The 23,854-nt window shown below is 72.7% G+C and carries 26 protein-coding genes; 12 read left to right on the top strand and 14 right to left on the bottom strand.

The window, feature by feature from the left end; genetic code table 11:
* Positions 1-50 precede the first annotated feature (50 nt).
* Together A3CO_RS0108675 and A3CO_RS0108670 are read left to right on the top strand one after the other, a co-directional pair.
* Positions 51-1,004 (top strand): daunorubicin resistance protein DrrA family ABC transporter ATP-binding protein, encoded by a 954-nt coding sequence (locus tag A3CO_RS0108675; protein WP_018331853.1) that lies wholly within the window; start codon positions 51-53, stop codon positions 1,002-1,004.
* Positions 1,001-1,813 carry an ABC transporter permease gene (locus A3CO_RS0108670; RefSeq protein WP_018331852.1) on the top strand — a complete coding sequence of 271 codons (813 nt, stop codon included), beginning with the start codon at positions 1,001-1,003 and terminating at the stop codon, positions 1,811-1,813. Before A3CO_RS0108675 ends, A3CO_RS0108670 begins: the two co-directional genes overlap by 4 nt.
* Here A3CO_RS0108670 and A3CO_RS0108665 read toward each other — a convergent pair.
* Positions 1,810-2,190, bottom strand: a complete 381-nt coding sequence (locus tag A3CO_RS0108665; RefSeq protein WP_018331851.1) for a hypothetical protein — start codon at positions 2,188-2,190, stop codon at positions 1,810-1,812. The two genes, A3CO_RS0108670 and A3CO_RS0108665, sit on opposite strands and share 4 nt — an antisense overlap.
* Before the next feature lie 198 nt (positions 2,191-2,388).
* Between A3CO_RS0108665 and A3CO_RS0108660 the strand changes: the two genes are divergently transcribed.
* Positions 2,389-3,198: an SMP-30/gluconolactonase/LRE family protein gene (locus A3CO_RS0108660; RefSeq protein WP_018331850.1), complete on the top strand. Its 810-nt coding sequence runs from the start codon at positions 2,389-2,391 to the stop codon at positions 3,196-3,198.
* A gap of 24 nt (positions 3,199-3,222) precedes the next feature.
* On the opposite strand, the gene A3CO_RS0108655 is transcribed toward A3CO_RS0108660, so the two are convergent.
* Positions 3,223-3,891: a YveK family protein gene (locus A3CO_RS0108655; RefSeq protein ID WP_157647240.1), complete on the bottom strand. Its 669-nt coding sequence runs from the start codon at positions 3,889-3,891 to the stop codon at positions 3,223-3,225.
* A gap of 135 nt (positions 3,892-4,026) precedes the next feature.
* Between A3CO_RS0108655 and A3CO_RS34935 the strand changes: the two genes are divergently transcribed.
* Entirely contained in the window at positions 4,027-4,992 is a 966-nt protein-coding gene (locus tag A3CO_RS34935; RefSeq protein WP_211214424.1) for an alpha/beta hydrolase, read from the top strand.
* A gap of 441 nt (positions 4,993-5,433) precedes the next feature.
* On the top strand, positions 5,434-5,880 hold the full coding sequence (locus A3CO_RS0108645; protein ID WP_018331847.1) for a Rieske (2Fe-2S) protein: 447 nt from the start codon (positions 5,434-5,436) through the stop codon (positions 5,878-5,880).
* A 4-nt stretch (positions 5,881-5,884) separates the two neighbouring features.
* Here the strand turns inward: A3CO_RS0108645 and A3CO_RS37910 are convergent, their stop codons facing one another.
* Positions 5,885-6,298: a hypothetical protein gene (locus tag A3CO_RS37910; RefSeq protein WP_157647237.1), complete on the bottom strand. Its 414-nt coding sequence runs from the start codon at positions 6,296-6,298 to the stop codon at positions 5,885-5,887.
* Positions 6,299-6,302: 4 nt separating this feature from the next.
* Here A3CO_RS37910 and A3CO_RS0108635 point away from each other — a divergent pair, with 4 nt between their 5' ends.
* The 3 genes from A3CO_RS0108635 to A3CO_RS36630 all read left to right on the top strand — a co-directional run bounded on the left by A3CO_RS0108635 (position 6,303) and on the right by A3CO_RS36630 (position 8,618).
* Positions 6,303-7,100, top strand: a complete 798-nt coding sequence (locus A3CO_RS0108635; protein WP_018331845.1) for a hypothetical protein — start codon at positions 6,303-6,305, stop codon at positions 7,098-7,100.
* 512 nt (positions 7,101-7,612) lie between these two features.
* Positions 7,613-8,071: an SMP-30/gluconolactonase/LRE family protein gene (locus A3CO_RS0108630; RefSeq protein ID WP_018331844.1), complete on the top strand. Its 459-nt coding sequence runs from the start codon at positions 7,613-7,615 to the stop codon at positions 8,069-8,071.
* Positions 8,055-8,618, top strand: coding sequence for a DUF3558 domain-containing protein (locus tag A3CO_RS36630; RefSeq protein ID WP_157647234.1), 564 nt, complete (start codon positions 8,055-8,057; stop codon positions 8,616-8,618). Before A3CO_RS0108630 ends, A3CO_RS36630 begins: the two co-directional genes overlap by 17 nt.
* Positions 8,619-8,745: 127 nt before the next feature.
* On the opposite strand, the gene A3CO_RS0108620 is transcribed toward A3CO_RS36630, so the two are convergent.
* The 5 genes from A3CO_RS0108620 to A3CO_RS0108600 form a co-directional block, all read right to left on the bottom strand.
* Complete coding sequence (locus A3CO_RS0108620; protein ID WP_018331842.1) at positions 8,746-9,996, bottom strand: alpha/beta fold hydrolase; 1,251 nt, start codon at positions 9,994-9,996, stop codon at positions 8,746-8,748.
* Positions 9,993-10,235 (bottom strand): hypothetical protein, encoded by a 243-nt coding sequence (locus tag A3CO_RS0108615; protein ID WP_018331841.1) that lies wholly within the window; start codon positions 10,233-10,235, stop codon positions 9,993-9,995. The genes A3CO_RS0108620 and A3CO_RS0108615 overlap by 4 nt, the downstream gene beginning before the upstream one ends.
* A complete protein-coding gene (locus A3CO_RS0108610; protein ID WP_018331840.1) occupies positions 10,232-10,849 on the bottom strand; it encodes a VOC family protein in 618 nt (205 codons plus the stop codon). Before A3CO_RS0108610 ends, A3CO_RS0108615 begins: the two co-directional genes overlap by 4 nt.
* 31 nt (positions 10,850-10,880) lie before the next feature.
* Entirely contained in the window at positions 10,881-11,615 is a 735-nt protein-coding gene (locus A3CO_RS30975) for a TetR/AcrR family transcriptional regulator (protein WP_157647231.1), read from the bottom strand.
* Positions 11,616-11,683: 68 nt separating this feature from the next.
* On the bottom strand, positions 11,684-12,376 hold the full coding sequence (locus tag A3CO_RS0108600) for a TetR/AcrR family transcriptional regulator (protein WP_018331838.1): 693 nt from the start codon (positions 12,374-12,376) through the stop codon (positions 11,684-11,686).
* Between the two features lie 70 nt (positions 12,377-12,446).
* Here A3CO_RS0108600 and A3CO_RS0108595 point away from each other — a divergent pair, with 70 nt between their 5' ends.
* Positions 12,447-13,355 carry an NADP-dependent oxidoreductase gene (locus tag A3CO_RS0108595; protein ID WP_018331837.1) on the top strand — a complete coding sequence of 303 codons (909 nt, stop codon included), beginning with the start codon at positions 12,447-12,449 and terminating at the stop codon, positions 13,353-13,355.
* Between the two features lie 14 nt (positions 13,356-13,369).
* Here A3CO_RS0108595 and A3CO_RS0108590 read toward each other — a convergent pair whose 3' ends face one another.
* Positions 13,370-14,326, bottom strand: a complete 957-nt coding sequence (locus A3CO_RS0108590; protein ID WP_018331836.1) for an amidohydrolase family protein — start codon at positions 14,324-14,326, stop codon at positions 13,370-13,372.
* A 318-nt stretch (positions 14,327-14,644) separates the two neighbouring features.
* Between A3CO_RS0108590 and A3CO_RS0108585 the strand changes: the two genes are divergently transcribed.
* The 3 genes from A3CO_RS0108585 to A3CO_RS0108575 all read left to right on the top strand — a co-directional run bounded on the left by A3CO_RS0108585 (position 14,645) and on the right by A3CO_RS0108575 (position 16,446).
* Positions 14,645-14,950, top strand: coding sequence for a hypothetical protein (locus A3CO_RS0108585; RefSeq protein WP_018331835.1), 306 nt, complete (start codon positions 14,645-14,647; stop codon positions 14,948-14,950).
* A 252-nt stretch (positions 14,951-15,202) separates the two neighbouring features.
* On the top strand, positions 15,203-16,099 hold the full coding sequence (locus tag A3CO_RS35525) for a hypothetical protein (protein WP_026204408.1): 897 nt from the start codon (positions 15,203-15,205) through the stop codon (positions 16,097-16,099).
* Complete coding sequence (locus A3CO_RS0108575; RefSeq protein ID WP_018331834.1) at positions 16,096-16,446, top strand: hypothetical protein; 351 nt, start codon at positions 16,096-16,098, stop codon at positions 16,444-16,446. Before A3CO_RS35525 ends, A3CO_RS0108575 begins: the two co-directional genes overlap by 4 nt.
* Positions 16,447-16,826: 380 nt before the next feature.
* Here the strand turns inward: A3CO_RS0108575 and A3CO_RS38975 are convergent, their stop codons facing one another.
* The 5 genes from A3CO_RS38975 to A3CO_RS0108545 form a co-directional block, all read right to left on the bottom strand.
* Entirely contained in the window at positions 16,827-17,540 is a 714-nt protein-coding gene (locus tag A3CO_RS38975) for a DUF4253 domain-containing protein (RefSeq protein ID WP_018331832.1), read from the bottom strand.
* Positions 17,541-17,651: 111 nt separating this feature from the next.
* The gene (locus tag A3CO_RS0108560; protein ID WP_018331831.1) at positions 17,652-18,407 is read right to left on the bottom strand and encodes a maleate cis-trans isomerase family protein; all 756 of its coding nucleotides are present in this window, start codon (positions 18,405-18,407) and stop codon (positions 17,652-17,654) included.
* On the bottom strand, positions 18,404-19,963 hold the full coding sequence (locus tag A3CO_RS30960) for a (2,3-dihydroxybenzoyl)adenylate synthase (protein ID WP_018331830.1): 1,560 nt from the start codon (positions 19,961-19,963) through the stop codon (positions 18,404-18,406). Before A3CO_RS30960 ends, A3CO_RS0108560 begins: the two co-directional genes overlap by 4 nt.
* Positions 19,960-21,549: an FAD-dependent monooxygenase gene (locus A3CO_RS30955; protein WP_018331829.1), complete on the bottom strand. Its 1,590-nt coding sequence runs from the start codon at positions 21,547-21,549 to the stop codon at positions 19,960-19,962. The genes A3CO_RS30960 and A3CO_RS30955 overlap by 4 nt, the downstream gene beginning before the upstream one ends.
* Entirely contained in the window at positions 21,546-23,852 is a 2,307-nt protein-coding gene (locus tag A3CO_RS0108545; RefSeq protein ID WP_018331828.1) for a hydantoinase B/oxoprolinase family protein, read from the bottom strand. Before A3CO_RS0108545 ends, A3CO_RS30955 begins: the two co-directional genes overlap by 4 nt.
* Positions 23,853-23,854: the final 2 nt, after the last annotated feature.

Here is a 23,854-nt window from a genome sequence, read left to right as displayed (position 1 = left end):
TGTCGGACCCCGTCGCTACGCTCGCGCCGATCCGGACATCAGGGGGCTTCATGGACGTGGCGATCGAGGTCGCCGGGCTGGTCAAGCGGTACGGCGACGTGACCGCCCTCGACGGGGTCGACCTGCAGGTTCCGCGTGGAACCGTGCTCGGCCTCCTCGGCCCCAACGGCGCGGGGAAGACGACGATCGTCCGCATCCTCACCACGTTGCTGCGGCCGGACGCCGGGCGGGCGACGATCGACGGGGTCGACGTGCTCGCCCAGCCGCGTGAGGTCCGCCGGCGGCTCGGGCTCTCCGGGCAGTACGCGGCGGTCGACGAGTACCTGACGGGGTTCGAGAACCTCGACATGATCGGGCGGCTCTACCACCTCGGGCGGCGCCGCAGCCGGGAGCGCGCGCGGGAGCTGCTCGACCAGTTCAGCCTGGCGGACGCGGGCGACCGCCCGGCCCGGACCTACTCCGGCGGGATGCGGCGGCGCCTCGACCTCGCGGGCGCGCTGGTCGCCGCTCCCCCGGTGCTCTTCCTCGACGAGCCCACCACGGGGCTCGATCCCCGCAGCCGGACCGAGATGTGGGGCGTGATCCAGCAGCTGGTCGCGGGCGGCACCACGCTGCTGCTCACCACGCAGTACTTGGAGGAGGCCGACGTGCTGGCCGACGACATCGTCGTGATCGACCACGGCAAGGCGATCGCGCGCGGCACCGCCGACCAGCTCAAGGCCCAGATCGGCGGCGAGCGCCTGGAGCTCACCGTCACCGATCCCGGTCGGCTCGACGAGGCGGGGCAGCTCGTCACCCCGCTCGGCGTCGCGCCGCCGGTCACCGACGAGCACCGCCGGTCCCTGACGATGCCCGTCGCGGGCGGGGTCAAGGCGCTGCGGCAGGCGCTCGACCTGCTCGAGTCCGAGGGGCTCGACGTCGACGACGCCGGGGTCCGGCGGCCCACCCTCGACGACGTGTTCCTCACCCTGACCGGCTCCACCACGGAGGAGGACGCGTCGTGAGCACCCTCGACGTGGTGAACGACGCGGCCGTCGTCGCCAAGCGGAACCTCATCAAGATCAAGCGGGTGCCCGACCTGCTGGTCTTCACCACGCTCTCGCCGATCATGTTCGTGCTGCTGTTCGCGTACGTCTTCGGCGGGGCGATCGACCCGAGCGGCGGCGGGGCGGCCTACCGCGAGTTCCTCATCGCGGGGATCTTCGCGCAGACGGTGGTCTTCGGGGCGACCAACACCGGCGCGGGCCTCGCCGAGGACGTGAAGAAGGGGATCATCGACCGGTTCCGGTCCCTGCCGATGGCGCCGTCGGCGGTGCTGACCGGGCGCACGCTCTCCGACGTGGTCAACAACGTGATCGTGCTGGTCGTCATGTCGATCACGGGCCTGCTCGTCGGCTGGCGCATCAACACGGGGCCGCTCGAGGCGCTGTGGGGCTTCGTGCTGCTGCTGATCTTCGCCTACGCGGTCTCGTGGATCATGGCGTGGCTGGGCCTGCTGATCCCCAGCCCCGAGGTCATCAACAACGCCTCGTTCATCGTGATCTTCCCGCTGACCTTCGTGGCGAACACGTTCGTCCCGTTGGACACGCTCCCCGGGCCGCTGCGGGTGTTCGCCGAGTGGAACCCGGTCTCGTCGGTGACGCAGGCGGCGCGAGAGCTGTTCGGCAACCCCGACCCGAACCCGGCCGCCACCGCGTCGGGCGCGTGGTCGCTGCAGCACCCACAGCTCTACACGCTGATCTGGGCCGTGGCGGTCGTGGCGGTGTTCGCCCCGCTCGCGAGCGCGCAGTACCGGCGGGCGGCGAGCCGCTAGCTCTTCACCGCGGAGACGATCCCCGCGATCAGCAGGCCGACGAGCAGCAGCAGGAGGGCCACCGGGCTCAGCACGCCCAGCAGCACGAGCCCGACGATGATGGCGATCTTCGGGCCGGTGCCGAGCGCGCCCCACGCGCCCTTCATCGCGCCGAACAGCGGATTCCTGCCCGCCATCAGCGCGTTGCCCGCGCCGAAGATCGCCCCCATCTTCAGGCCGCCGCCCGAGCCGATCTTCTCGACCTGATCGGAGAGGCCGTCCACCTTGTCGGCCGCCAGCCCGGCGAGGCGGTCGATCAGGGCCACCGCCAACCGCTCGCCACAGATCTTGAGGCGTTCCCCGGCGTTCAGGTCCGCGACGGCGGCGGCAACGGTCATGGGTTGGACGCTATCCGTTGGCGGGCCGTGTGGAACTCCGCCGAGAGCAGGCCGCCCACGACGGCGACCGGCGCAACCGGGCCTGGTCGTCGGAGTGTCGTGCCAGGGTGTCGGCGTGGGTGAGCGGCCGGACGATCCAGGCCCCGACCCCCTGGAGCGTCGAGTTGTTTTTCAGGACCGTCGTGTTAGTTTTCCGGCGTGGAGACGCTGCTCGACGGTCTGGCCATGGTGGAGGGCGCCCGCTGGCACGACGGCCGGCTGTGGTTCGCCCATTGGGCCGTCGGTGAGGTGATCGCGGTCGACCTCGACGGGAAGGCCGAGGTCGTGGCGTCCGGTCCGCCTCAGATGGGATGGGCCTTCGACTGGCTGCCGGACGGGCGGCTCGTCACCACCGGCGACGCGGTGCGCGTCGACGGGTCGGTCCTGCGCGAGGGCGGGGCGAACGAGATCGTCGTGACCCCCGGCGGTCACGTCCTCGTCGACGGGATCGACGGCGGCTTCTCCTTCACCGAGCCCGGCTGGATCGACCTCCTGTCGCCCGACGGCACGTCCCGCCGGTTGGCCGACGACATCCGCTTCCCCAACGGCATGGTCGTGACGCCGGACGGCTCCACCCTGGTCGTCGCCGAGTCCGTGGGCGGGTGCCTCACGGCCTTCGCCCTGCACGACGACGGGTTGCTCGGCGATCGCCGCGTCTGGGCCGAGGGACTGGGCCCGGACGGGATCGCGATGGACGCGGCCGGCGGCATCTGGGCCCAGACCGCCGACACGTTCGCCCACAGCGGCGACCCCGACGCCCCGGCCGGCGCCGTCGTCCGGGTGCTCGACGGCGGCGAGATCACCCACCGCGTCGAGACGCCCCTGCCGTGCTTCGCCTGCACCGTGAGCGACGAGCACCTGTTCCTGCTCTGCAACGAGTGGGAGGGCATCGAGAAGGCGGCGGAGGTCGTCGCCCGGCGCTCGTCGCGCATCTACGTGGTGGACCTCGACGCGGTCCCGGAGATCTGAGGGTTCCGCCGGGACGGACGCCGGTCAGGGTCGGATCGTCTGCGCCGGGTCGTCGAACACGAGGTCGTCGACCCGACGCCCGAGGCGCTGGAGCACTCCGCTCCCCCAGAGCACCGCACCGAGCAGCACGACCAGTCCCCCGGCGAGCGCGCCGGCCACGCTGACCAGGCCGAGCGGGGGCACAGAGACCGGGTCCGGGGTGCTGGGCGGCGACGTCACGCTCACCGTGACCAGCGACGGGTCCGACCCGAAGGTCTCGGCCCCGGTGATGGCGGTGGCGAGGGCGCTCGTCACCGCGGCGTCGTCGGCGGTCGCCTCGGCCGGGGTAGCTGCGCGGGCGGCGATCGAGAGCATCGTCGTGCCGTCGACGGGGGTCACGCGGACGACCTCCTGCAGCGCCGGGACGGTCGTATCCAGCTGCGCGGCGACGGGCGCGAGCACCGTGTTGTCGGTGGCGAGCTCCGCATAGGTGGCCATGCGCGCGGACACGTACTGATCCACGGTCGACGCGGCATCGGACGAGGACTGGCCGAGCGCACCGTCGGAGACCAGCAACTGCGAGGTCGAACTGACCGGGGTGTGGTCGATCTGCAGGTCGGCGAACAGGCCGAGCACGGCGCCGAGCACGATCCCGACCGCCACGACCCACCGCGCCCCGCGCACACTCCGCCGGATCCGCCCTCCGTTGCCCATGCGCACGAGTCTCCGCGCCGTTGGTGTTCGTTCCGTGAGTCGAGGGGCGTCACGACCTGTGGATCCGCTGAAGAAGGTCACGGGTCCGGGGCCCGCACGAGGCGGCTCTCAGCTCCGGACGTGACGGTGACGGCCATGTCCCGTCGCGCCGGCGTGTCGCTCCTCGAGGGCTGGCTCCCGCTCACCGCGCAGCTCGTCGCGGCCGTGCTGCTGCTGGTGCTCGCCGCCTGGTTGCTCCGCCGTGCCCGACCGGCGCACGTGGTCGTCGTGGTGGTCCTCGCCCTCGTCGGGGCGGGTGCCGCCGTGGGGTGGGTGTGGTGGTCGCTGCGGGACCAGGACCTCGCGACCGACCCGCCGCCGTCCGGACTGTGGGTGTGGACCGGAGTCGGCGCGGCCGCCCTCGTGCTGCTGGTCGTCAGCGGGGTCCGCCGCGGCTGGTCCCGGCGCGCCCTCGCGGTGGTCGCCGCCGTCCTCGCGGTGCTCTGCGTGGGGCTGCAGGCCAACGAGTGGGTCGGCTACTTCCCGACCGTCGCCGAGGCGTGGAGCCAGCTCAGCGCCGGTCCCCTGCCCGACCAGGTCGATCCCACGGCGCTCGCCGGGATGCGCGGCACCTCCCGCACCGCCGGCGTCGTCGTGCCGATCACCACGCCCGACGACATCAGCCACTTCACGCACCGGACGGAGTACGTCTACCTGCCGCCGGCGTGGTTCGCCCCGGGCACGGCGGCTCTGCCGGCGCTGATGATGATCGGCGGCGAGTTCACCAGCCCGACCGACTGGATCCGCACCGGCAAGGCCGTCGACGCCGCCGACACCTACGCCCGGGCCCACGGCGGACTGGCGCCGATCCTCGTCTTCGCGGACTCGACCGGCTCGTTCCGCAACGACACCGAGTGCGTGGACGGACCGCGGGGCGACGCGGCGACCCACCTCACCGACGAGCTGCGGCCCTACGTCGTCTCCCACTTCGGGGCGGGTGCCGCACCGAGCCAGTGGGGCGTCGACGGGCGGGACGTGCGCGGTCGACCTCGGCGTCACCGCTCCCCAGGACTTCGGCACCTTCGAGGACATCCAGGGCGACCTCGCCCCGAACGCCGGTGACGCCGCCCAGACCCTGTCCGAGCTCTACGGCGGGAACGCCGCGGCCGAGGCCGCCTTCGACCCGACCACGGTGCTCGCCCACCACGCGCCGTACGCGGACTCGGCCGGCTGGTTCGCCGACAACCCGACGACGACGCCCCGGGCCACCCGTGCCGCCCCCGCCACGCCCGCCAACCCGCGCGCCGGGACGGGCGGACGCCGGGACCCGGCGCCCGCCGCCATGCAGGGCCAACAGGCCACCGAGGCGCACACCCTCTGCGCCGAGGCGTCGGCGCGCGGAATCACCTGCAGCGTCCACGTGACCCCGGGCCGGCACACCTGGCAGTTCGCCCACACCGCCTTCGTCGACGCGCTGCCGTGGCTGGCCGGGCGGCTGGGCCTGCCGTCGTCGGAGGCCGCGGCCCCACTGCCGGCCCACCCGGGCCGTCCTACGGTGCGCGCATGAGCCGAACGGACGAGCCCACCGATCCCGCCACCCCGGGACTCGGACGGCGGCCGCTCCTGCAGGGTTGTCTCGCGGGCGGGGCCGCGCTGGTCGGACTCGGGGTGGTCTCGGCGTGCGGGGGTCCCCAGACCACGCCCACCGTCCCCTCGCCCGGGCCGCTGGCCTCGCTGAACGACGTGCCGGTCGGCGGCACCGTGGTGGTCAACAGCCCCAACGGCGCACCGGTCGCGCTGGTCCGGCCGAACGCCGGGACCGTGGTCGCGCACAGCGCGATCTGCACCCACCAGGGCTGCAGCGTCGCCCCCGCCGGCGCCACGCTGAGCTGCCCGTGCCACGGCTCGGTGTTCGACGCGGCCACGGGAGCCGTGCAGCAGGGGCCGGCGGACCGCCCCCTGCCGGCGATCGCGGTGCAGGTCCAGGGGCAGTCCGTCGTCGTGACGTAGGCGGTCAGTTCTTCTTGGTGAGGGTGACCAGCTTCGTCGAGCCGCCCCTCGAGCTCGTGCTTCCCGACGACGAGCTCTTGCCCGACGACGAGTCCTCGCTGCCCGACGACGAGCTCTTCGTGCTCGCGGAGTCCTTGCTCGAGGACCCCTTGCCCGACGACGTTCCGGTGCTGTTCGAGGTCTTCTGCACCGTGGAGGACGACGACGAGGACTTCTTCGGCGGCGCCGTCGGCAGGTCGAGCGTCAGGTCGATCTTGTTCGGCGCGTAGGTGAACGAGTAGTACTTCCCGCTCACGCAGAACGTGTGGCCGTTCTGGTTCGCGGCGTAGGCGGGGCCGCCACCGCACGTCACCGAGGCGGGCGACCCGTTCTGCGCACTCGACGCCGTCGCGGTGGCGTTCCTGCCCGCGTAGGCCACCGACTTGTCGTGGTCGGTCGCCGACGCCCGCGCGGTCGAGTTGTCGCCTGCCGCCGTCGCCTTCGCGGTGCTGTCGTCCGACGCGGCCGACCCGGCCGTCGAGTTCGCGCCCTTCGCCGTCGACGTCGCGGTCGAGTTCGTCGAGGCGGCCGACGAGGCCTTCGACGCGGAGCCCGACGCGGTGGACGTGGCCTTCGAGGCGCCCACCGCGGTCGACGACGCCTGCGCGCTGTTCCCGGGCGCCGACGCCGTGGCGGTCGAGTCCTGCGCTCCCGAGCTCGCCGCCGCCCCCGTCGGGCTGCCGGTGTTCGAGGTCGCGGTGCTGCGTCCGGACGCGGCGGCCGTGGCCGGCCCACCCGAGGACGTCGTCGTCGCCGTGGACGGGGTGGTGGGGTTCTCGGCGGTGCCTCCGCCGGCCTGGGCCTGCGCGGACGAACCCTGGTTGCCGCTGCCGGCGCCCGAAGACCCGGACCCGGTGATCGGTCCGGTGGATGCACTGGCCCCGGGCGTGGTGCCGTCGCCGATCCCGGCACTTCCCGCCGCCGCGCCGTCCGAGCCGGGTGCACTGGACGCCGCACCTGCGCCCGAGGAGGGCCCCCCGGAGTACGAACCGCCCGCACCGGCTCCCGCGCCGGTCGTGCTCGTCTGGCCGGTCCCGTTCGCCGTATCGGGTCCCGTGGTAGTCGTGGCCGTCGCGGAGGGGGGCGGCGGCGTGTACTGCGGGTCCGTGTCGCCACCGCTCGCCGCCGAAGCGGCAGCAGAGGACGCGTTCGCGGGCGTCGTCCCGGTGGCAGGCGTATAGGTCGCAGCGCTCGCGCTCGACGCGCCCGTTCCCCCGGTGACCCCGGAGTCCGAGGCCGAGCCCGACGCGGCGGTGCCCGATCCCGTCCGGCTCGATCCGGCGGACGGCCCGGTCGCGCCGGCGCCGTTGGCGTCGGCCTGCGTGCCGTCGCCCGCCGTGCAGGTGGCGTGCCCGGTCGCCGCCGTGCACGTCTCGCCCATCGCGACCAGCGGGAGCCCCGCCGTGGTCGCCGCCGCGAGCACCAGGGCGCTCAGACCCACCGCGGTCCGTGTCCGGACCGGGTTCCATGCAGCCATGCTGTGTACGCCCCCAATGACGTCGAGTCGTTCGAGGCGTCCCCGCACGACCTCGGCATCACCGGTTCGGACCCGTGGTGCGCACAGAGTGTGCGGATGGATCTCCGACCCGTACCTAGGAGTTCTTCCCAGGCTTTCGAGCGCGACCGCTCGGTGTCGGGCGAATTCTCCCGAACAGGCCCTGACGACGGGTTCGGGCCACTACCGTGAGCTGTCGTGACCGAGCCGGTGCCGCCGGGGCTGTACACCCAGCCTCCTCAGGGGCCGCCCCCGTGGCTGCCCGCGCGGCCGCTCCAGGCCTCCGACCCGACCGTCCTCACGACGGGGCAGGTCATCCCTCGCCAGGCCATGCCGGTCGCCCCGGCCGCCGATGCGTTCACGGTCGATCTTGACGCCGCACCCCGGGTGCTCCGCGAGCTCTACGCGGCACGGGACGAACTTCTGAACGTGCGCGCCGAGGCTCTGCAGCTCGGGCGGGTCGACCCTCAGACGAATGACGAGGTCAGCCGGGATGCAGCGATGGTGTTCGGCGCGATAGCGACCGGGGGCTCGGGCTCGCTGCTGGCGGCCGTTGACGGAGGCATCGCCCGGCTCGGTGAACTGATCGGCAACGTGGAGGCTGAGCTCGCTGCTTATCGACAGTCCGAGCAGGAGAACCGTGGGTTTCTGGCGTAGCGGACTTCTCGTCCTAGCGGTCCTGGGATTGTCAGGCTGCGCAGCAACGCCGCCCGTTCCTGCAGACGCCCGACCTGCAGCGATAGAGCGTTTCGGAGCGCCTCTGGTCACGAGGCCCGCCGACGTCACGTCCATCTACGGCGACCCATGCCGCCAGCTGTCGACGGCCGAACTCTCCACTCTCGGCATCACTAAGGCAGGAGCACGGCGCAGCTATCTGGGGGACAGCGAATGCCGGTGGGGTTCACGGGCAGGCGATAGCTTGCTCATGTCCATACACAGAGACCGTGACCTTCTGGTCGACACTTATCGAGCCCGACTCCTACCGATCTTCGAGCCGGGACAGGTGGCCGGCTATCCCTCGGTCCGTCAGCAGACCGCGCGCGAGAACAACATCTGCACCGTGACCATCGGGCTCGGACCGAAGCAGGCACTGGAGGCCGACTGGACAGGACTCGGAACGCTCAAGCCCGGCGACCCTGACCCGTGCGAGCGGGCTGAGACCGCCGCCGCGCTGGTGATCCGGAAGCTACCGCCGCAGTCCTGACGATCCCGAGGCCCAGATCCCCCGGCGCCGCGCGAACCGTTCGCTCACCGACCACTTCGCGCGGCTCAGCAAGATCTTCCGCGGCCTACATCGTGAGCAGGGCACATCGGACGCCCGCACACCACGGCTACTCCCCCGGCGGCGCCAGCTCGTGCCGGGACGCCAACCAGTCGACGATCTGCCGGGACGCGAGCTCGTTGCCCGTCGGCTCGTCGGGCGCGATCGCCCCACCGAAATGGGTGCCGCGCACGCGTACGTGGGTCAGGTCGGGCGCACCGAGCGCAGCCACCATCCGCTGCGAGTCCGCCGGGAACGCCGCTTGGTCGCCGGTGAGCTCGACGAACAGCGTCGGCACGCGCACCCCGGGCGCGCACCGCACGAAGTCGGCGTTCGACGACAGCCCCGACCAGGTCGAGAGCCACGCCTCCGGCGTCGTCAGGCGGCAGAAGCCGACCTGCCCGTAGTTGATGAGGTCGGGCCGTGACCCGAACAGCGACCCGTACGGCCGGTCGCTGGGGTCGAGCGACAGGTCGACGCACCGCGGGTCGGCGTCGGTCCGGAACACCGTGATGATCTCGGGCGCCAGCGCACGACGGCGGTCGGCGGGTGCACCCGTGCGCTTGTGCACGGTGCGCGCCTCGGCCGCGCGAGCGAGGGCGGCGTGGGCACGGGCGTCGATCCGGGCGACCCGGTCGCGCTGCGCGGCGCGGTACCGCTCGAGGAACTCGGGTGAGTACGTGGAACTGGTCGGCGGCTCGGCGAACCCGTTGCGGGGGTCGAACGGGTCGAGGTCCGGCACCGTCGCGAGCGGATCGGTCTCGTCCGCGACGGACGGGTCGATGCACCCGAGCAGGAGCCGCCCCTGCCCCGGGTGGGGTGCCAGGAACACGGCCGCGTCCACCGGCGGGAGGAGAGCCTCACCCAGCTTCGTCGGGCGCCCACCCGGCGTCGTCGTGATTCGCTCGGAGCCGGCCAGACCCGCCTGCTCGGCGTAGAACGCGAACAGCGTGCCGCCGCCGGAGTGCCCGAGCGTCACGACCGACTCGAAGCCACGGTCGCGCAGGAACGCCAGCCCCGCCGCGACGTCGAGGAGCGCCTGCTCGTGCACGAGGGTCAGGTCGTTGTTGACCGACCGCGTGTGCTGGGTCCACACCGCCGCGCCCGCCTGCAGCAGCGGCGGCACGAGGGGGTGGTGGGTGACGTCCTGGCGCGGGTGCATCAGGACCACGACGGTTCGCGCGCCGGGCACCGTCGCGAGCACGCCGCGGACGGTGGCGCCGTCCGCCGTCGTCAACTCGTGGACGCTCGTCGTCGTGACCCCGGGGCGCTCGTCGGCGGCGACGTACCGACCGGCGCCGAGCCGCGTGGGGGCACTCATGCCGGGTCGACCTGCAGCGCGTTCTTGTCGTGCTGCACGATCTTGCCGTCCGCGACCCCGGCCACGCAGCTGTACCAGACCGCGTGCCGGCAGCCGGTGGCCCGACGGTCGATGACGATCGGGCCGTCAGCGGTGATCTCGAAGTACGGGCCGACCTTGCCGACGGTCGCCCCGGATTCGGCCGCCACCTTCGCCACCGTCGTGTTCTCCGGGACGTCGAGGACGTAGAGCGCGGTCATACCTGCGCCGCTTCCCAGTCCGCCCGCTCGACGATCAGCTCCGCCTTGCGCGCGAGGAGCTTGCCGAACGACGGGTCCGGTGCGGTCACCACGTCGATGAGCGCGTCGATCGTCAGGTTCGCGTCGAGATCCTCCTGCGGCGTCACCGGACGCATCGCGCGGGTGAACTCGACCATGTAGCCGTTGGGGTCGTGCGTGTAGATCGACTCGATCGTCTCGTGCTGGATCTGCATCTCGACCGGCCACTCGGAGACGTCGAGCCGGCGCCGGTACTCCAGCAGGTCGGCCTCGTCGTCGACGTGGATCGCGAGGTGGCGCGACCGCACGAAGAACTCCGGCACCTCCGGCCCGAACCCGGCGTAGACGTCACCGCGCTGCTGCGTGTGCTGCGGCTCGAGCCCGAAGTAGTAGAAGAAGGCGAGCCGGTCGTCGTTGCCGATGTCGAAGAAGAAGTGGATGAAGTCCGGGTGGTTCTCCGGGCCCCAGCCCGCGGCGCAGATCGAGTGCACCACCGGGAAGCCGAGGACGTCGCGGTAGAAGCGGACGGTCCCTGCGGGATCGAACGTCGGGAACGCCGCGTGGTCGACACCGCGGACCTTGTGCTCCAGTGCCATGACCCCAGCCTAGGAGCCGTCTACGCTCGCGTCAATCTTTCGACGGCGACGTCGTGATGATGCGCTCGAGGTAGTCCAGGTCCTGGCGCAGCAGGCTCAGCGCGGCGGCCGGGTCGTCGGGGCGCGGCGTCTCCGGGAGCCGGTCGGGCGCCTGCGCCACCATCGCGACGGCCATCTCGGCCATCTGGTCCCCGACCTCCTCGGGCGACTGCGCCCCGCCCGGGCGGAACCACCACGCGATCCAGTTGCACATGCCGATCAGGGCCAACGCGGTGGTCCGCACCGGACGCGGCCGGAACTCGCCGCTGCGGATCCCCTCGTCCACGACCCGCACGAACCCGTCGAGCACCCGACGCTTGGCGGCCTGGTGGGCGCCGGCGAGGTCGTCGGGCAGTTCGGACTCCGAGCGGATCACGAGCTGGAACCGGGCCGCGTGCCGGGCCTGCTGCCCGGCGATGAGCCGGACGAGCTCGCGCAGCTTCGTCGTCGCGTCCAGGCCGCGGGCGGCGATCTCCTCGGTCGCCGCGGCGGGCGCCTCGGTGATCTCGGTGACGAGCCGTGCGAGCAGCTGGTCCTTGTTCTTGACGTAGTAGTAGAGCGACGGCCGGGTCATGCCCATCGCGTCGGCGATGTCCTGCAGGCTCGTCCCGGCGAAGCCGCGCTCGGCGAAGAGCCGGGTCGCCTGCTCGTAGATCTGCGCCTCCACCAGTTCCCGACGAGGCCGCCGGGCAGGGGGCTCGTCGGCGGTCGGCTCGGGGGCGCTCATGGTCGCCGACGATAGAGGTGTGCTTCGCGCAGGTGAGCACTAAGTGGGGCTATAGCCCCAGTTAGTGCTCACCTGCGCGGAGCGCACCCGAGCCCCACCGCGTCGAGCACCCGGTCCAGCCCGCGCACGAACAGCTCGTCGTCGGAGGACCCGTCGTCGAGGAAACCGGAGCTCGCGAGCGTCGGGTAGCGGTCGCGCTGCCCGACGATGAACCGGCCGACCTCGGCGACGAGAGACGGGTTGTCCAGGCGCCGCCAGGACGCGTCGTTCATCGCGGTCCCGATGACGACGTTGGAGAGCAGCTTCGTCGCGACCTGCAGGTCGTCGCCCACCAGGCCCGCCCGCACGAGCGTGGCCTGCAGGAACTCGACGCGGGCGAGCACGTTCGGGCCGAGCAGGGGACGCCCGAGCAGCGTCGGGGACCACGGGTGGCGCAGCATCGCGGCGCGCCAGTCGACCAGCAGCACCCGCGCGGCGGACCGCGGATCGGTCTCCGTGGGGATCGGCACCTCCCCCAGGACGTGGTCGACGGCGAGGTCGAGCACGTCCTCCTTCGTGCGGACGTGCCAGTAGAGCGCGGTCGAGGTGACCTCCAGACGCTGCGCGAGCCGGCGCATCGTCAGGCGCTCGACCCCGTGCTCGTCGAGCTCGGCGACGGCGGCCGCGACGATGCGCGCCACGCTCAGCGGCTCGGCCTTCCGCGGCGCGGCCGTCGGCCGGTCCCGCAGCCACAGCACGTCGTTCGCCCGCTGGTCGGTCACGACGGGGACGATAGCCCGTTGCTCAGGAACTTATCGCTGGTAAGTTCCTGATCGACGGAAGGGGTGCGCCATGCGGGCAGCACGGTTCGCGCAGTACGGAGGGCCCGAGGTCCTCGAGATCGTCGACCTCCCCGACCCCCACCCCGGCCCCGGACAGGTCCGCGTCGCGGTCCGCGCCTGCGGGGTCAGCGCCACCGACCCGAAGCTGCGCGCCGGCACGCTGAACTTCGGCGCGCCGCTGCCGACGACCACGGGCGCCGAGGTCGCGGGCGTCGTCGACGAGCTCGGCGAGGGCGTCGCCGACGTCGCGGTCGGCGACCGCGTGTTCGGCATCTCCGACGACCACGCGGGCGCCGCCGAGTACGCACTCATCACCTACCGCGCCCCGATCCCCCGCGCGCTCGGCTTCGTCGACGCCGCCGGCCTCCCGGTCGCGCTCGAGACGGCCACGCGCGTGCTCGACCAGCTGAAGGTCGGCGCCGACACGACGGTCCTGCTCAGCGGAGCCTCCGGCGGGATCGGCAGCGTCGCCGTGCAGCTCGCGACCGCCCGCGGGGCCCGCGTGATCGGCACCGCGAGCGCCGCCAACCAGCACTACCTGCGCCTGCTCGGCGCCGAACCCGTCGTCTACGGCGACGGCCTCGTCGACCGCGTCCGTGCCGTCTCCCCCGACGGCGCCGACGCCGCGGTCGACATCGCCGGCAGCGGGGTCCTCCCCGAGCTCATCGAACTCACCGGCGCGGCCGACCGGGTCCTCACCGTGGCCGACACGGCGGGCGCGACCGCGCACGGCGTGCACTTCAGCAACGGGTTCGCCGACGGCAACGCCTTCCACGCGATGGCGACGATCGGCGAGCTCGTCGAGGCCGGCCGGTTCTGGCTTCCGGTGGAACGGACCTTCCCGCTCGACGCGATCGCCGACGCCCACCGCTGGAGCGAGACCGGACGTGTCCGGGGCCGGCTCGTCCTGGTCGTCTGACGAGCCGTCCCCGATCACGCTGTGGCGGGACCCACACGCAGTCGCGGGAGGAGCGCCTCGGCGTTCGCCCGGTCCACGCCGGCGAGCACGGGGTCGCCCGCCCCGAGCGCCTCGTCGAGCACGTGGTCGAACCTGGCCGACCAGGAGTCGGGGGCGAACGGGGAGTCGCTGCCGTAGAGCAGGTGGCCCGGCCGCAGGAAGGCGGTGATCGACGGCAGGGCGGAGGGGGCGGACGACAGGGCGGTGTCGACGTAGAAGGAGCGGAGCTCGTCGAGGATGTCGTCCTCCGTGATGCCCTCGACGAGCTGCGCGGCCCCGGCGAGCCGACTGGCGACGAACGGCACGAAGCCACCGGCGTGCGAGAGGATCACGCGCACCCGCGGGTGCCGGGCGAGGACCTTCCGCGCGGCCATCTGCAGCGCCGCGCGCGTCGTGTCGAACGGGAAGTCGAGCAGCGGGCTCGGCAGCCCCGGCAGCATCGGGAGGCCGGGCGGGACGGTCGGGTGCACAAACACCACGGCGGCCCGCTCGTCGAGGACCTCCCACAGCGGGTCGAGCGACGGGTCCCCGAGGTAGGCGCCGCCGGCGTTCGACAGCAGGGACACCCCGTCGGCGCCCAGCACGTCGAGCGCGTGGACCGCCTCCGCGACCGCCCCCTCGACGTCGGGCAGCGTGAGCACCGCGAACTGCCCGAACCGGTCCGGGTGCGCGCGCACCAGCTCGGCGCACTCCTCGTTGACCGCCCGCGCCAGCTCCCGCGCCTGGGCGTCGTCCCCGAAGTGCACGCCGGGCGCACTGATCGACAGCACCCCCGTGGCGATGCCCCGGCGGTCCATCATCGCGAGCGCCGCGTCCGGGTCCCAGTCCGGCGTCGGCCACCCGCCCGCGGTCAGCCCCCGCTCGTCGAGCGCGCGCCGGTAGCGCGTCGGAATGAGGTGCTGGTGGACGTCGATGCGTCCCTCGGTGGCCATGGTGGTCCTCCCGCTAGGTCGAGAGGTGCCGTGTGTGGTGCACAGGATTCCTGTGCACCACACCCGCCACTCTGCGCCCCAGCAATTCGATGTCACTGTTCCCACGGCGTCAAGATCACGTCGAATGGACGCTCAAGACTGATGTCGATCTTCAAAACAGCTCTGACGGTCCACTCGACGTGATCATGGTCAGGTCGGTCTCCGAGCTCCTCTTCACGCGACGACGACGCAAGCCCTGCTCGCTGCAACTCCTGCGCCTCGGCTCCGAGCTCGGTCGTTCGGCACCTCGGAGGAGACGCTCTGTGCCAGGCTTCTCTCGTGTCCGAGGGCTTCGACGCCGACCTTCCTGTGATGCGCATGGCCGCGAGCGGGCTGCACGGCGATGCCGGGACGATCGAAGCGACGGCACGCAGCGGCACCGACGCCCTGGTCAGCGCCGGTGCAGCTGCCGGCATCGGGCCGCTCGAGGGCGTCGCCAGCGCGTTGTCCGCGCAGCTGAGCGCCGCGCTCGCTTCGGTCCGGCTCGACGTCGAGGACTCCGCGGCCGCTCTCGACGCTGCCTCCGGGACCTACCAGAGCTCCGATGCAGCGGCGTCGCGCACCATCCGGCTCCCCGGCTTCTGACCTTCCTCGAAGCGGACCCGGGTGCAGCTCCGACCTGTTTGACTCGTCGCCGTGCCGCTGCACGGGGATCCCGATGCCCTCATGGCCGCATCTCGACGTCTGAGCAGCGCCGCGGCAGGGTTGGCGTCGGCCCACGACGCGTTGCTCGGGCGAAGCGCCTCGTTGTCGGGCGCCTGGACAGGACAGGCCGCCAGCACCGCCATCGCCCGAATCGCGGGGGATGCAGCGCAGGTTCGTCGGGCAGCTGATGCCGTGCAGGGATCGGCCGCGCCCCTCGCCGCGTACGCCGAGGAACTGAGGGTCGCTCAGCAGGACTACGCCCGCGGCGAGCAGATGTTGCTGTCGGCACAGAACGCCGCTGCCGGTGCAGGCTCCGGTGCGGTCGCGACCTCCGACGCGGAACGTGACGCGACGATGCAGGCACGAGCGGACGCCGCGGCACTCATGGACCGTGCCGAGGAGCGCGCCCGCCAGGCGAACGAGGTGGCGGCCCGGGCCCTGCAGCGAGCCGGGGCCGAGGTCGGCGCCGGGCCGACTGTCAGGAACGAGAGCTCCTCGTTCCCGGCGGACGTCGGCAATGCGGCCGCCTCCCTGGGCCTTGCCGCTCTCCGCGACCCACTCAGCAGCCTTGCCGTCGCCGCCGGTGGCGCCCTCGCCTCGCTGGGAGCCGTTGGCGCGGTCGGCAGCGTCGCCCTCGACCTCACCGGCGTCGGTGCCCTTGCCGGCGTTCCCCTCGGCGCCGCGTCGACCGCCGCCGTCGTGGGTGGAGTGGGGCTCGCGGGCGCAGGTCTGCTCGACATCGCCCGGCACGCCGCCACCGACGACCGCGTCACGCCCTTCCAGGTGGCCGCCCGCAACCTCGACGACGACCTCCCCGACACGGCGTCCGGGGATGTACTGCGCGAGCGGACCGAGCCCGGGGCGAACGATCGGGTCCGGCAGGTCCCCGACGACGAGGCCGTCAGGGCTCTCGCCGAGCAGCTCCGCGAGGACGGGGTGCCGTACACCCGCGGTTCCTATCCTGGCACCTGGGTCACGGCCGCCGACGGCACGCGGATCGGGCTCCGGGAGACCTCCGGGTCCGGCGGCCCGACCCTCGACATCGAGTTCCCGAACGGCGAATCCTGGAAGGTCCACCGACAGAGATGACTTCCTACGAGGACCCGACCACCAAGATCCTCGTCAGCGGTCTCGACGACTGGGTCAGTCTGGCGGAGGCCCGGTCCCTCGTGCAGGTCGCGCGCGGCAACCTGCACGACCACGCCCTCAGGGCAGAGACCCTGTCCGTGGTGAGTCGACTGCTCGCCGACGGCCTCGTGCGTCCGGGCACGTTGTCGGACCGCTTCTCAGCGTGGGACGACGACGCTGAGCGTGCGGTCGAGCGCATCGCCGAGGGCTGGGACGACGCTGACGCCGATGACTGGCTGTACAGCGTGTGGTTCGAGAACACCGCGTCCGGCAACGATCTCGCGCGCTCGGCGGGCGGCGTCGAGTAGAGCTGCCGGTTGGAGTCCGACGGGGCGCGCCGTACGTCCGGCTCTGGGCGACCACGCTCCCCGCCGTACCCGCGCCGCCGAAACCGGTGCCGGCGGTACCGGTTCCACGACATGCTCAGCGAGCCGAGGTCACGCGACGTGAACCCCGTGGCGATACCCCAGCGGTCCATCATCTGGGTCCGCGGCGATGGTGCGCATGCCGAGATCGGGGACGTCGCGCCAGTTCTGGTAGGTCCCACCGGCGGCCCCCTCGAAGTCCGTCTTGAGCCTCCAGAGGAGGTGCCGGTAACCCCAGGTCGGCGTCGGGCTCTCGCGGGGTCCCCCGCACAGGAGTGCCAGCTGTCTGCCGGGGGCCGGGAAGCACAGGGTCGACGGATCGATCAGTCCCACCAGAACCGCCACAGGGTCTCGCCGCGGATGGACTCCGCGTACTCCGAGAGCGGGATCGGAGCGGTCCGGATCTCGATCTGGGGGTCGACCTGGTCGGGGCAGAACGCGAAGTGCTCCGCGGCGACCGACGTGCACTCCTCGACGCTGCGCGGTGGCCGGGCGACCGAGAGCAGCAGCGTGTCCGGCCCGACGAACGCCACCACGGCCCCGAACCGTTCCTCCCAGCTGCGCAGGACAGCGGTCGCCCGCGGCAGATCGCGGTTCCGGTAGTTGCACATGCCGGACCACCGCAGCGCCAGCGGGATGTCGGCAGGGCGCGCCGCGTCGACCACGCCCATGCGGGCGATCCCCTGTGCCGCCCGCGCGAACCCCGTGGCCGACGCGATCGTCGCGTGGTGCCGGGACAGGTCCCGCCCGGAGCCGACCGGCGGCGGGAGCGTCGCGGCGAGGGGCTCGTCGCACGGGCAATCCGGCAGGCACGGCCCCGCCCACCAGTCCGCGAGCACGGTGTACGGGTCGGTGTCGACCTGCGCCGGGTCCTCGTCGACCTCCGCCTGGTCGAAGCGATCGAGCGTCCCGTCGTTCAGCAGGACCGGACACCGGCGTGACTTCCGCGCGTCACGGAGGAGCCTCCGGTACAGCGGCGGATCGGGCTCGTCGAGGAGTTCGAGCAGCGTGGGAACGGGTTCGCGATCGGTCTTCACACTCGTTCTGACTGACCCCACGCTCGATCGGTTCCACTTTTCTGCGCGGACCCGACGTCGGAGAACCGATGCCGGCGGCACCGGTTCTCCGGCATGCTCCGCGGACCGAGGTCACCCCGCGTGAGCACCCACCGGCGAAGCGAGGAGCGACCCGGCGTCAGGAAGCTCCGGCGGCAGGCCGAGCGAGCGCAGCAGGCAGAACGCCCCCGCCGTCGCGGCGGAGAGCACGGGCAGCCCCAGCTCCTGCTCGACGACGGGCACCAGCGGCAGCGACGGCATCTGCACGCAGCACGAGATGACGAGCGCATCCGCGCGCGACAGGTCCAGCCCCCGCGCGGCCTCGACCACCCGCGAGCCCGGGATGCAGCCGACCTCGGTGTTGTCGCCGACCTCGAGCGCGGCCCAGTCGACGATCTCGATCCCCTCGGCCTCGAGGTAGGCCACGACCTGCTCGGCCAGCGGCCGCATGTACGGCATCACGAGGGCGACCCGTGCCCACGACTGCGCTGCCAGCGCGTCGACCAGCGCCCCCGCCGACGACACCAGCCCCGCCGGCAGCCCCCGCTCCGCGAGCTGGGCGGCGACGGCGGACTCGACCCGACGGTGCTCCCCCGCACCCTGTGCCATGACCGCGACGAGGCACGCGTAGAGCAGGGCGTCGACGCCGGCGTCGGCGAGCTCGTCGACGCACCGTCCGCGCTGCGCGTTCATGGCGACGAGCTCCTCGGGCGTCACCTTGTGCATGCGCATCCGGCTGCCGTGGAACGAGAACGTCTCGGTCGCGTGGCGGGCCAGGAGCGCTGGGATCTCGGTCTCGACGGTGACGTTCGAGCTCGGGACGATCATCCCGATGCGGTGGTGGCTCACGGGTTCTCCCCTGACAGGCGTGCGGTGATGTCGGCCGTCATGGCCTTCTTGTCGAGCTTCCCGACCTTCGTGCGCGGCAGCGCCTCCACCAGCTCCACGCGCTCGGGCCACTTGAACTTCGCGACGTCGAGCCGGTGCAGGTGATCGCGCAGGTCCGCCAGGGTCACGGGCGTGCCGTCCGTGGTCAGGTAGGCGCAGCCGCGCTCGCCGAGGCGCGGGTCGGGCATCGCGACGAGCGCCGCCTCCACCACGTGCGGGTGGGCGAGGAGCAGCAGCTCGACCTCCTCGGCGTTGATCTTCTCGCCGCCCCGGTTGATGAGGTCCTTGATGCGGCCCTCGATCGAGATCGCGCGATGCCCGTCGAGCAGCAGGACCGCGGCGAGGTCGCCGGTTCGGTAGAAGCCGTCGGACGTGAACGCCTCGGGCCGGTCCACGCCGTAGTAGGCGCGCAGCGTGTACGGGCCGCGGCAGCAGAGCTCGCCCACCTCGCCGTCGGGCACCTCCGTCTCGGTGCCCGGCTCGAGGAGGCGCACCTCGTCCGCCGGTGAGATCGGCACGCCGACCGTCTCCCGGCGTAGCTCTGCGGACGTGCCCTGCGGCGTCACCAGGAACATGCCCTCGGCCATACCGAAGAGCTGCCCCACCCAGGCTCCACCGCGACCCGTCGTCGTGAAGAGCTCCTCGGAGACCTTGGCGCCGGAGAGCAGGACGACGCGCAACGTCTGCGCGAGCTGGTCGTAGAGCGGGTGCTCGGGCGCGCGGTAGTGGACGTGGCCGAAGAGCACCGAGGTGGTGCGCTCGGCGACGAGCAGGGGCATGGCGGTGTCGAGGTCGTGGTCGGTGAGAACCAGGCACGCGCCGACGCAGTGCGAGGCGTGCACGCCGCAGACCACCCCGGCGTTGTGGATGACGGGGATGAGGTGGCCGACGCGGTCGTCGGCGGTCCAGCCCAGGACGTCCGCGTAGGCGCGGGCGTTGTACCAGTACTCGGTGTGGTGGCGCGGGATCAGCTTCGGGACGCCCGTGGTGCCGCCGGAGAGCTGGAAGACCGCGATCCCGCCCGGGTCGAGGCCACGCTGGATCTCCTCGACGCGCTTGCGGGCCTCGTCGGGGTCGATCTCGGCGACGGGGAGGTCGCCGAGGACGAGGACGTGGTGCATCGTCGGGTGGTCGCGACCCTGCTCGCGGGCGAACTCCACCAGGTCGATGCCGCGCGTGCCGGCCTCGACGAGGTGCGCCCGCGCGCCGACCGCCCGGCTGATGTGGGCGATCTCGTGACCGCGGTGGGCGGCGAGGGTCGCGACCGGGACGAGCCCGGCCTTGAGCATCGCGTACCAGGCGACGACGGTCTCGAGCCGGTTCGTGACCTGCACGATCACCGGGTCGCCCGGCCGCAGCCCGAGCTCGGCGAGGCCGACGGCGATGCGGTCGGTCTCGCGGTCGAGCTCGGCGTAGGTCCTGCGGCCCTGCGCGGCGACGACGGCGTCCCGGTCGGGATATGCGAGGGCGACCGTGTGGAACTCGTCGGCGATCGTCTTCGTGCCGAGGAGGCTCATCGGTGCCCTTCCCCGTCGCTTCGCTCGCCCCGGAGGGCCGCCAGGTGGATGCGGTCGGCCGCGAGGCCGTCGGCGAAGTCCTCACGGCAGGCGTGCGGGCCGGCGACGACGACCAGCGCGGGCGTGCGTCGTCGCAGCCGCTCGGCGACCTCGAGGCGGGTCAGGACGGAGGCGCGGTCGTCGGCGCCGGTCAGCCAGACCGTGTCGATGATCCGTTCTCCCTGCCGCACCGCGTCCTCCACCGTCGCCTCGTCCCCCGACGGCCGGTCGTCAGCACCCAGGTCCAGCACCGTCGCGTCGAGGGCGGACGGGTCGTCGGCGACGACCCGCGAGTCGAAGCCCCGCGGCCCGGCCGGCTCGTCCTCGACCTCCGGCTCCTGGCCAGGCGTGGACGGCCGCAACGACTGCGCCAACACCCACTCCGCCAGCGACGCCCCGGCCGGCGGCTCGTCCCCCGCCCACTGCTGCAGGGCGGCGTTCACGACGTCGGGTGTCCCCGCGGCGAAGCGGTCCAGCGGCACGTTCCCGGCCCGGCTCATGTACGCGACGAGCAGCTGCTCGACCGGCAGCTCCAGGCGCTCCGGGAACGTCTCCCACCAGCGGCGGGAGCGCTCGGCGATGTCCTGGATCCGCTCCACGGCGGGACGGCGGGCGGCCTCGTAGTCGCTCAGAGCGGTGTCGAGGTCGTCGGCCTCGCCGAGTGCGGTGACCAGTGCGATCGCGTCCTCCATCGCCAGCTTCGTCCCCGACCCCACCGAGTAGTGCGCGGTGTGCGCCGCGTCCCCGAGGAGCACGGTGCGCCCGTGGTGCCAGGTCGCGCACCGCACCGTCCGGAACTGCAGCCAGCGGGTGCGGTTGCCGATCAGCCGGTGGCCGTCGAGGTGGTCGGCGAAGACGTCGGAGAGGTAGTCGAGCGCCTCCTCGTCGGAGGAGTCCGCCGGCACCTCGCGGTCGAACCCGGCCGCCGCGAGCGTCGCCGGCTCGGTCTCCACCAGGAACGTGCTGCGGTCGGCTGCGTAGGGGTAGGCGTGCGTCACGAACACCCCGTGCTCGGTGCGTTCCGGGGCGAACAGCGCGTGGGGCAGCGCCGTGTCGACCCCGGCCCACAGGTACCACCCCGACCCGACCTCGACGTCCTCGCCGAAGTCGCCGGCTGACCGGGTCGCGCTCCCGACCCCGTCCGCCGCGATCACCAGGTCCGCGTCCAGCTCGTCGGCGGTGCGCCGCGTGCCGAACTCGAGCTTCACCCCGGCGTTCTCGGCGTGCCGCTGCAGCACCCGCAGCAGGTCGGCCCGCCCGACGGCGACCAGCGAGTTCACGCTCATCCCCGCCGACCGCTCCCCCACGCGCATCCGCATGTCGTGCGACCACGCGGTGGCGAGGATGTCGTCGAGCGAGGCAGGGTCGGCCTCGGCGAGCTTGCGCTGCGTCCGCGCCGCGAGCCCGACCCCGAACCCGAACGTCTGGTCCGGCACGCCCTGCTCGTGCACGACGACGTCGCACCCGGGCTGCGCGAGCTTGATCAGCCGTGCGGCGTAGAGACCTCCTGGTCCCCCGCCGAGCACGGCGACGCGATCCAGCTTCACGAGCGGGCGTCCGCGAGCACGCGGCTGGTGCGGGTCACGTCGTCGACGTGGTCGACCGGCACGACCGCCGTCGACACCGCCGTGAAGCACCCCGGGCAGCAGTACTGCCGGAAGTGCACCGCGCCGTCGACGTACTCGCCCGCGTTGTCCACGACCTGCGGGCCCGCGTCGCTGACCGGCCCCTCGTAGCGGACCAGGTCGAGCTCGCCCACGGCACCCGTCCCGAGCAGCGTCGCACAGTGCGCGCACGCCACCTGCTCGCCGACCGCGACGAGGTTGTCGTCCAGCCGGCGCGCGTCGGTCAGGTCGACCGTCTCCCGCGTGCCCTCGCTCGCGCCCCGGGTGCGGCGGGCTTCCCGCAGTTCCCGACGACGGGTCTCGGTCGCCTCGGCGTCCACCGCGCCGGTGCCGTCGACCACCACGCCGTACGCCTGCTCGGCGGCCGCCGCGGTGACCTTCTCCTCGCGCACGTCGCGGGCGACGTCCTCCGGCGTCCGCGTCAGCGGGTCGCCGTAACCCCCGCCGCCCTGCCAGAACATCGTGAACACCTCGCCGGGCGCCACGTAGGTCTCGCCGTAGCAGGGCTGCAGCTCGGCCGTCCCGCCGACCTCGGCGAGGTCCGCGGGCAGCTGACCGGCCCCGAGCATCGTCGTGACCTCGGCGCCGCGGGCGATGTACTCGACGCCCGTGTTGCCGGGATAGCCGCCGGCGAGCCCGTTGTTCTGGCTGACCGCCTTGCCGTTGGAGGCGAGGACGAGGCCGATCGGGAAGCTCGTGCCGTGCGGGGTGACCGCCATCGACGCGGAGACGCCGCCGCGGCGTCGTCCGGGACCGCCTGAGTCCGGCTCCTCGCGCCGCCAGAGGGCGAGGACCGGGTAGAGGAACTCGGTCATCTCGACGTCGGGCACGCGGCCCATCGGGATGCAGAACAGTCCGCCGGTGTCCATGCCGTCGGCCTGGGGCTGGGCGCCGTAGCCGCCGGCCATGGGGTCCATGAGGATGGAGAGGAACGGCGTCGGGACCGCGCCGCGCTGGTCGAGGCCGGCGATGACGGCGGTGTCCCAGGTGCCGCAGCAGGCGGACTGGACGTGCGCGTCGAGTTCGGGCGCCTGGTCGAGCATCTGGGAGAGGCACTCGGCGACGAGGTTGCCGGTGAGCCATGCCGGTCCGATCGGTCCGCGCCCGACGGCCGCCGGGAAGCTCGCGTTGTTGATCGTGCCTTCCTCGGCGACGAGGTCGAAGCACCGCATGAGCCCGCCGGCCGACCACGGGATGTCGCCCGCGAGGATCGGCAGCAGCGCGAGCATGACGCCGCCGCGCATGCCGGCGTAGGTGCAGTTGACGACCCCGGACTGCGGGTCGGTGCCGGTGAAGTCGAAGGTCAGGTGGTCGCCGGCCTTGCGCATCTCGACCGTGATCTTGTGCAGGCCGCGGTCGCCGGTGTGGGACTGGTCCTGGTAGCCGGTGGCGCGCCACCTGCCGTCGGGAAGGTCGGTGAGCTTGCCCCGCAGGCGCGACTCGGCGTCGGACATCATCCGCTTCATCACGGCCTTGACCGTGTCGGCGCCGTACTGCTCGATGACGGCGATGAGGCGGTCGCGACCGACGGAGTTGGCGCCGACCTTCGCGCGGAGGTCGAGCCCGATCATCATGGGCACGCGGGAGCGGCGGACCCAGACGTCGGCGACGTCGTCCTGCAGCACGCCGTCGCGGACGACCTTGATCGGCGGGGTGGGCAGCGACTCGGAGAAGACGTCCTGCGCGGCCGGGGAGAAGGAGCCGAGGCCGACGCCCCCGAGGTCGGCCTGGTGGGCGATCGCGGAGGTCCAGCCGAAGAGCTTCCCCTCCCAGAACACCGGCTGGTAGACCATCGCGTCGTTCTGGTGCAGCCCGCCGCCGACCCACGGGTCGTTGGTGAGGAACATGTCGCCCTCGGCGATGCCGGGGTTGACCGAGCGGTGCTGCAGGGTCCAGTAGATGGCGAGGTCGACGGCGCCGACGAGCATCGTGTTGTAGAGCCCGACCTGCACCTCCTGGCCGAGCTCGTCGGAGACCGCGAAGTCGAAGTCGTTCGCGTCGGTGACGATCGGCGAGCCGGACATCCGCTTGAGCGCCTCGCCCATCTCGTCGGTGACCGACCAGAGGCGGTGCCGGATGACCTCGTAGGTCAGCGGGTCGAGCGCGTCGATCTGCTCCTGGGTGACGGTGTGGATCGGCAGGCTCGCCGGGAGCTGCGCGGCGAGCGTGGCGGGGTCGATCGGGCGGCTCGCGAAGTGCTCGGAGCCGGGGACGGCCATCGTCATTT

This window comes from Actinomycetospora chiangmaiensis DSM 45062, assembly GCF_000379625.1.
Taxonomy (GTDB): Bacteria; Actinomycetota; Actinomycetes; order Mycobacteriales; family Pseudonocardiaceae; genus Actinomycetospora; species Actinomycetospora chiangmaiensis.
Note: the sequence above shows the minus strand (reverse complement) of the source record. Positions and strands in the feature narration are given on the sequence as shown.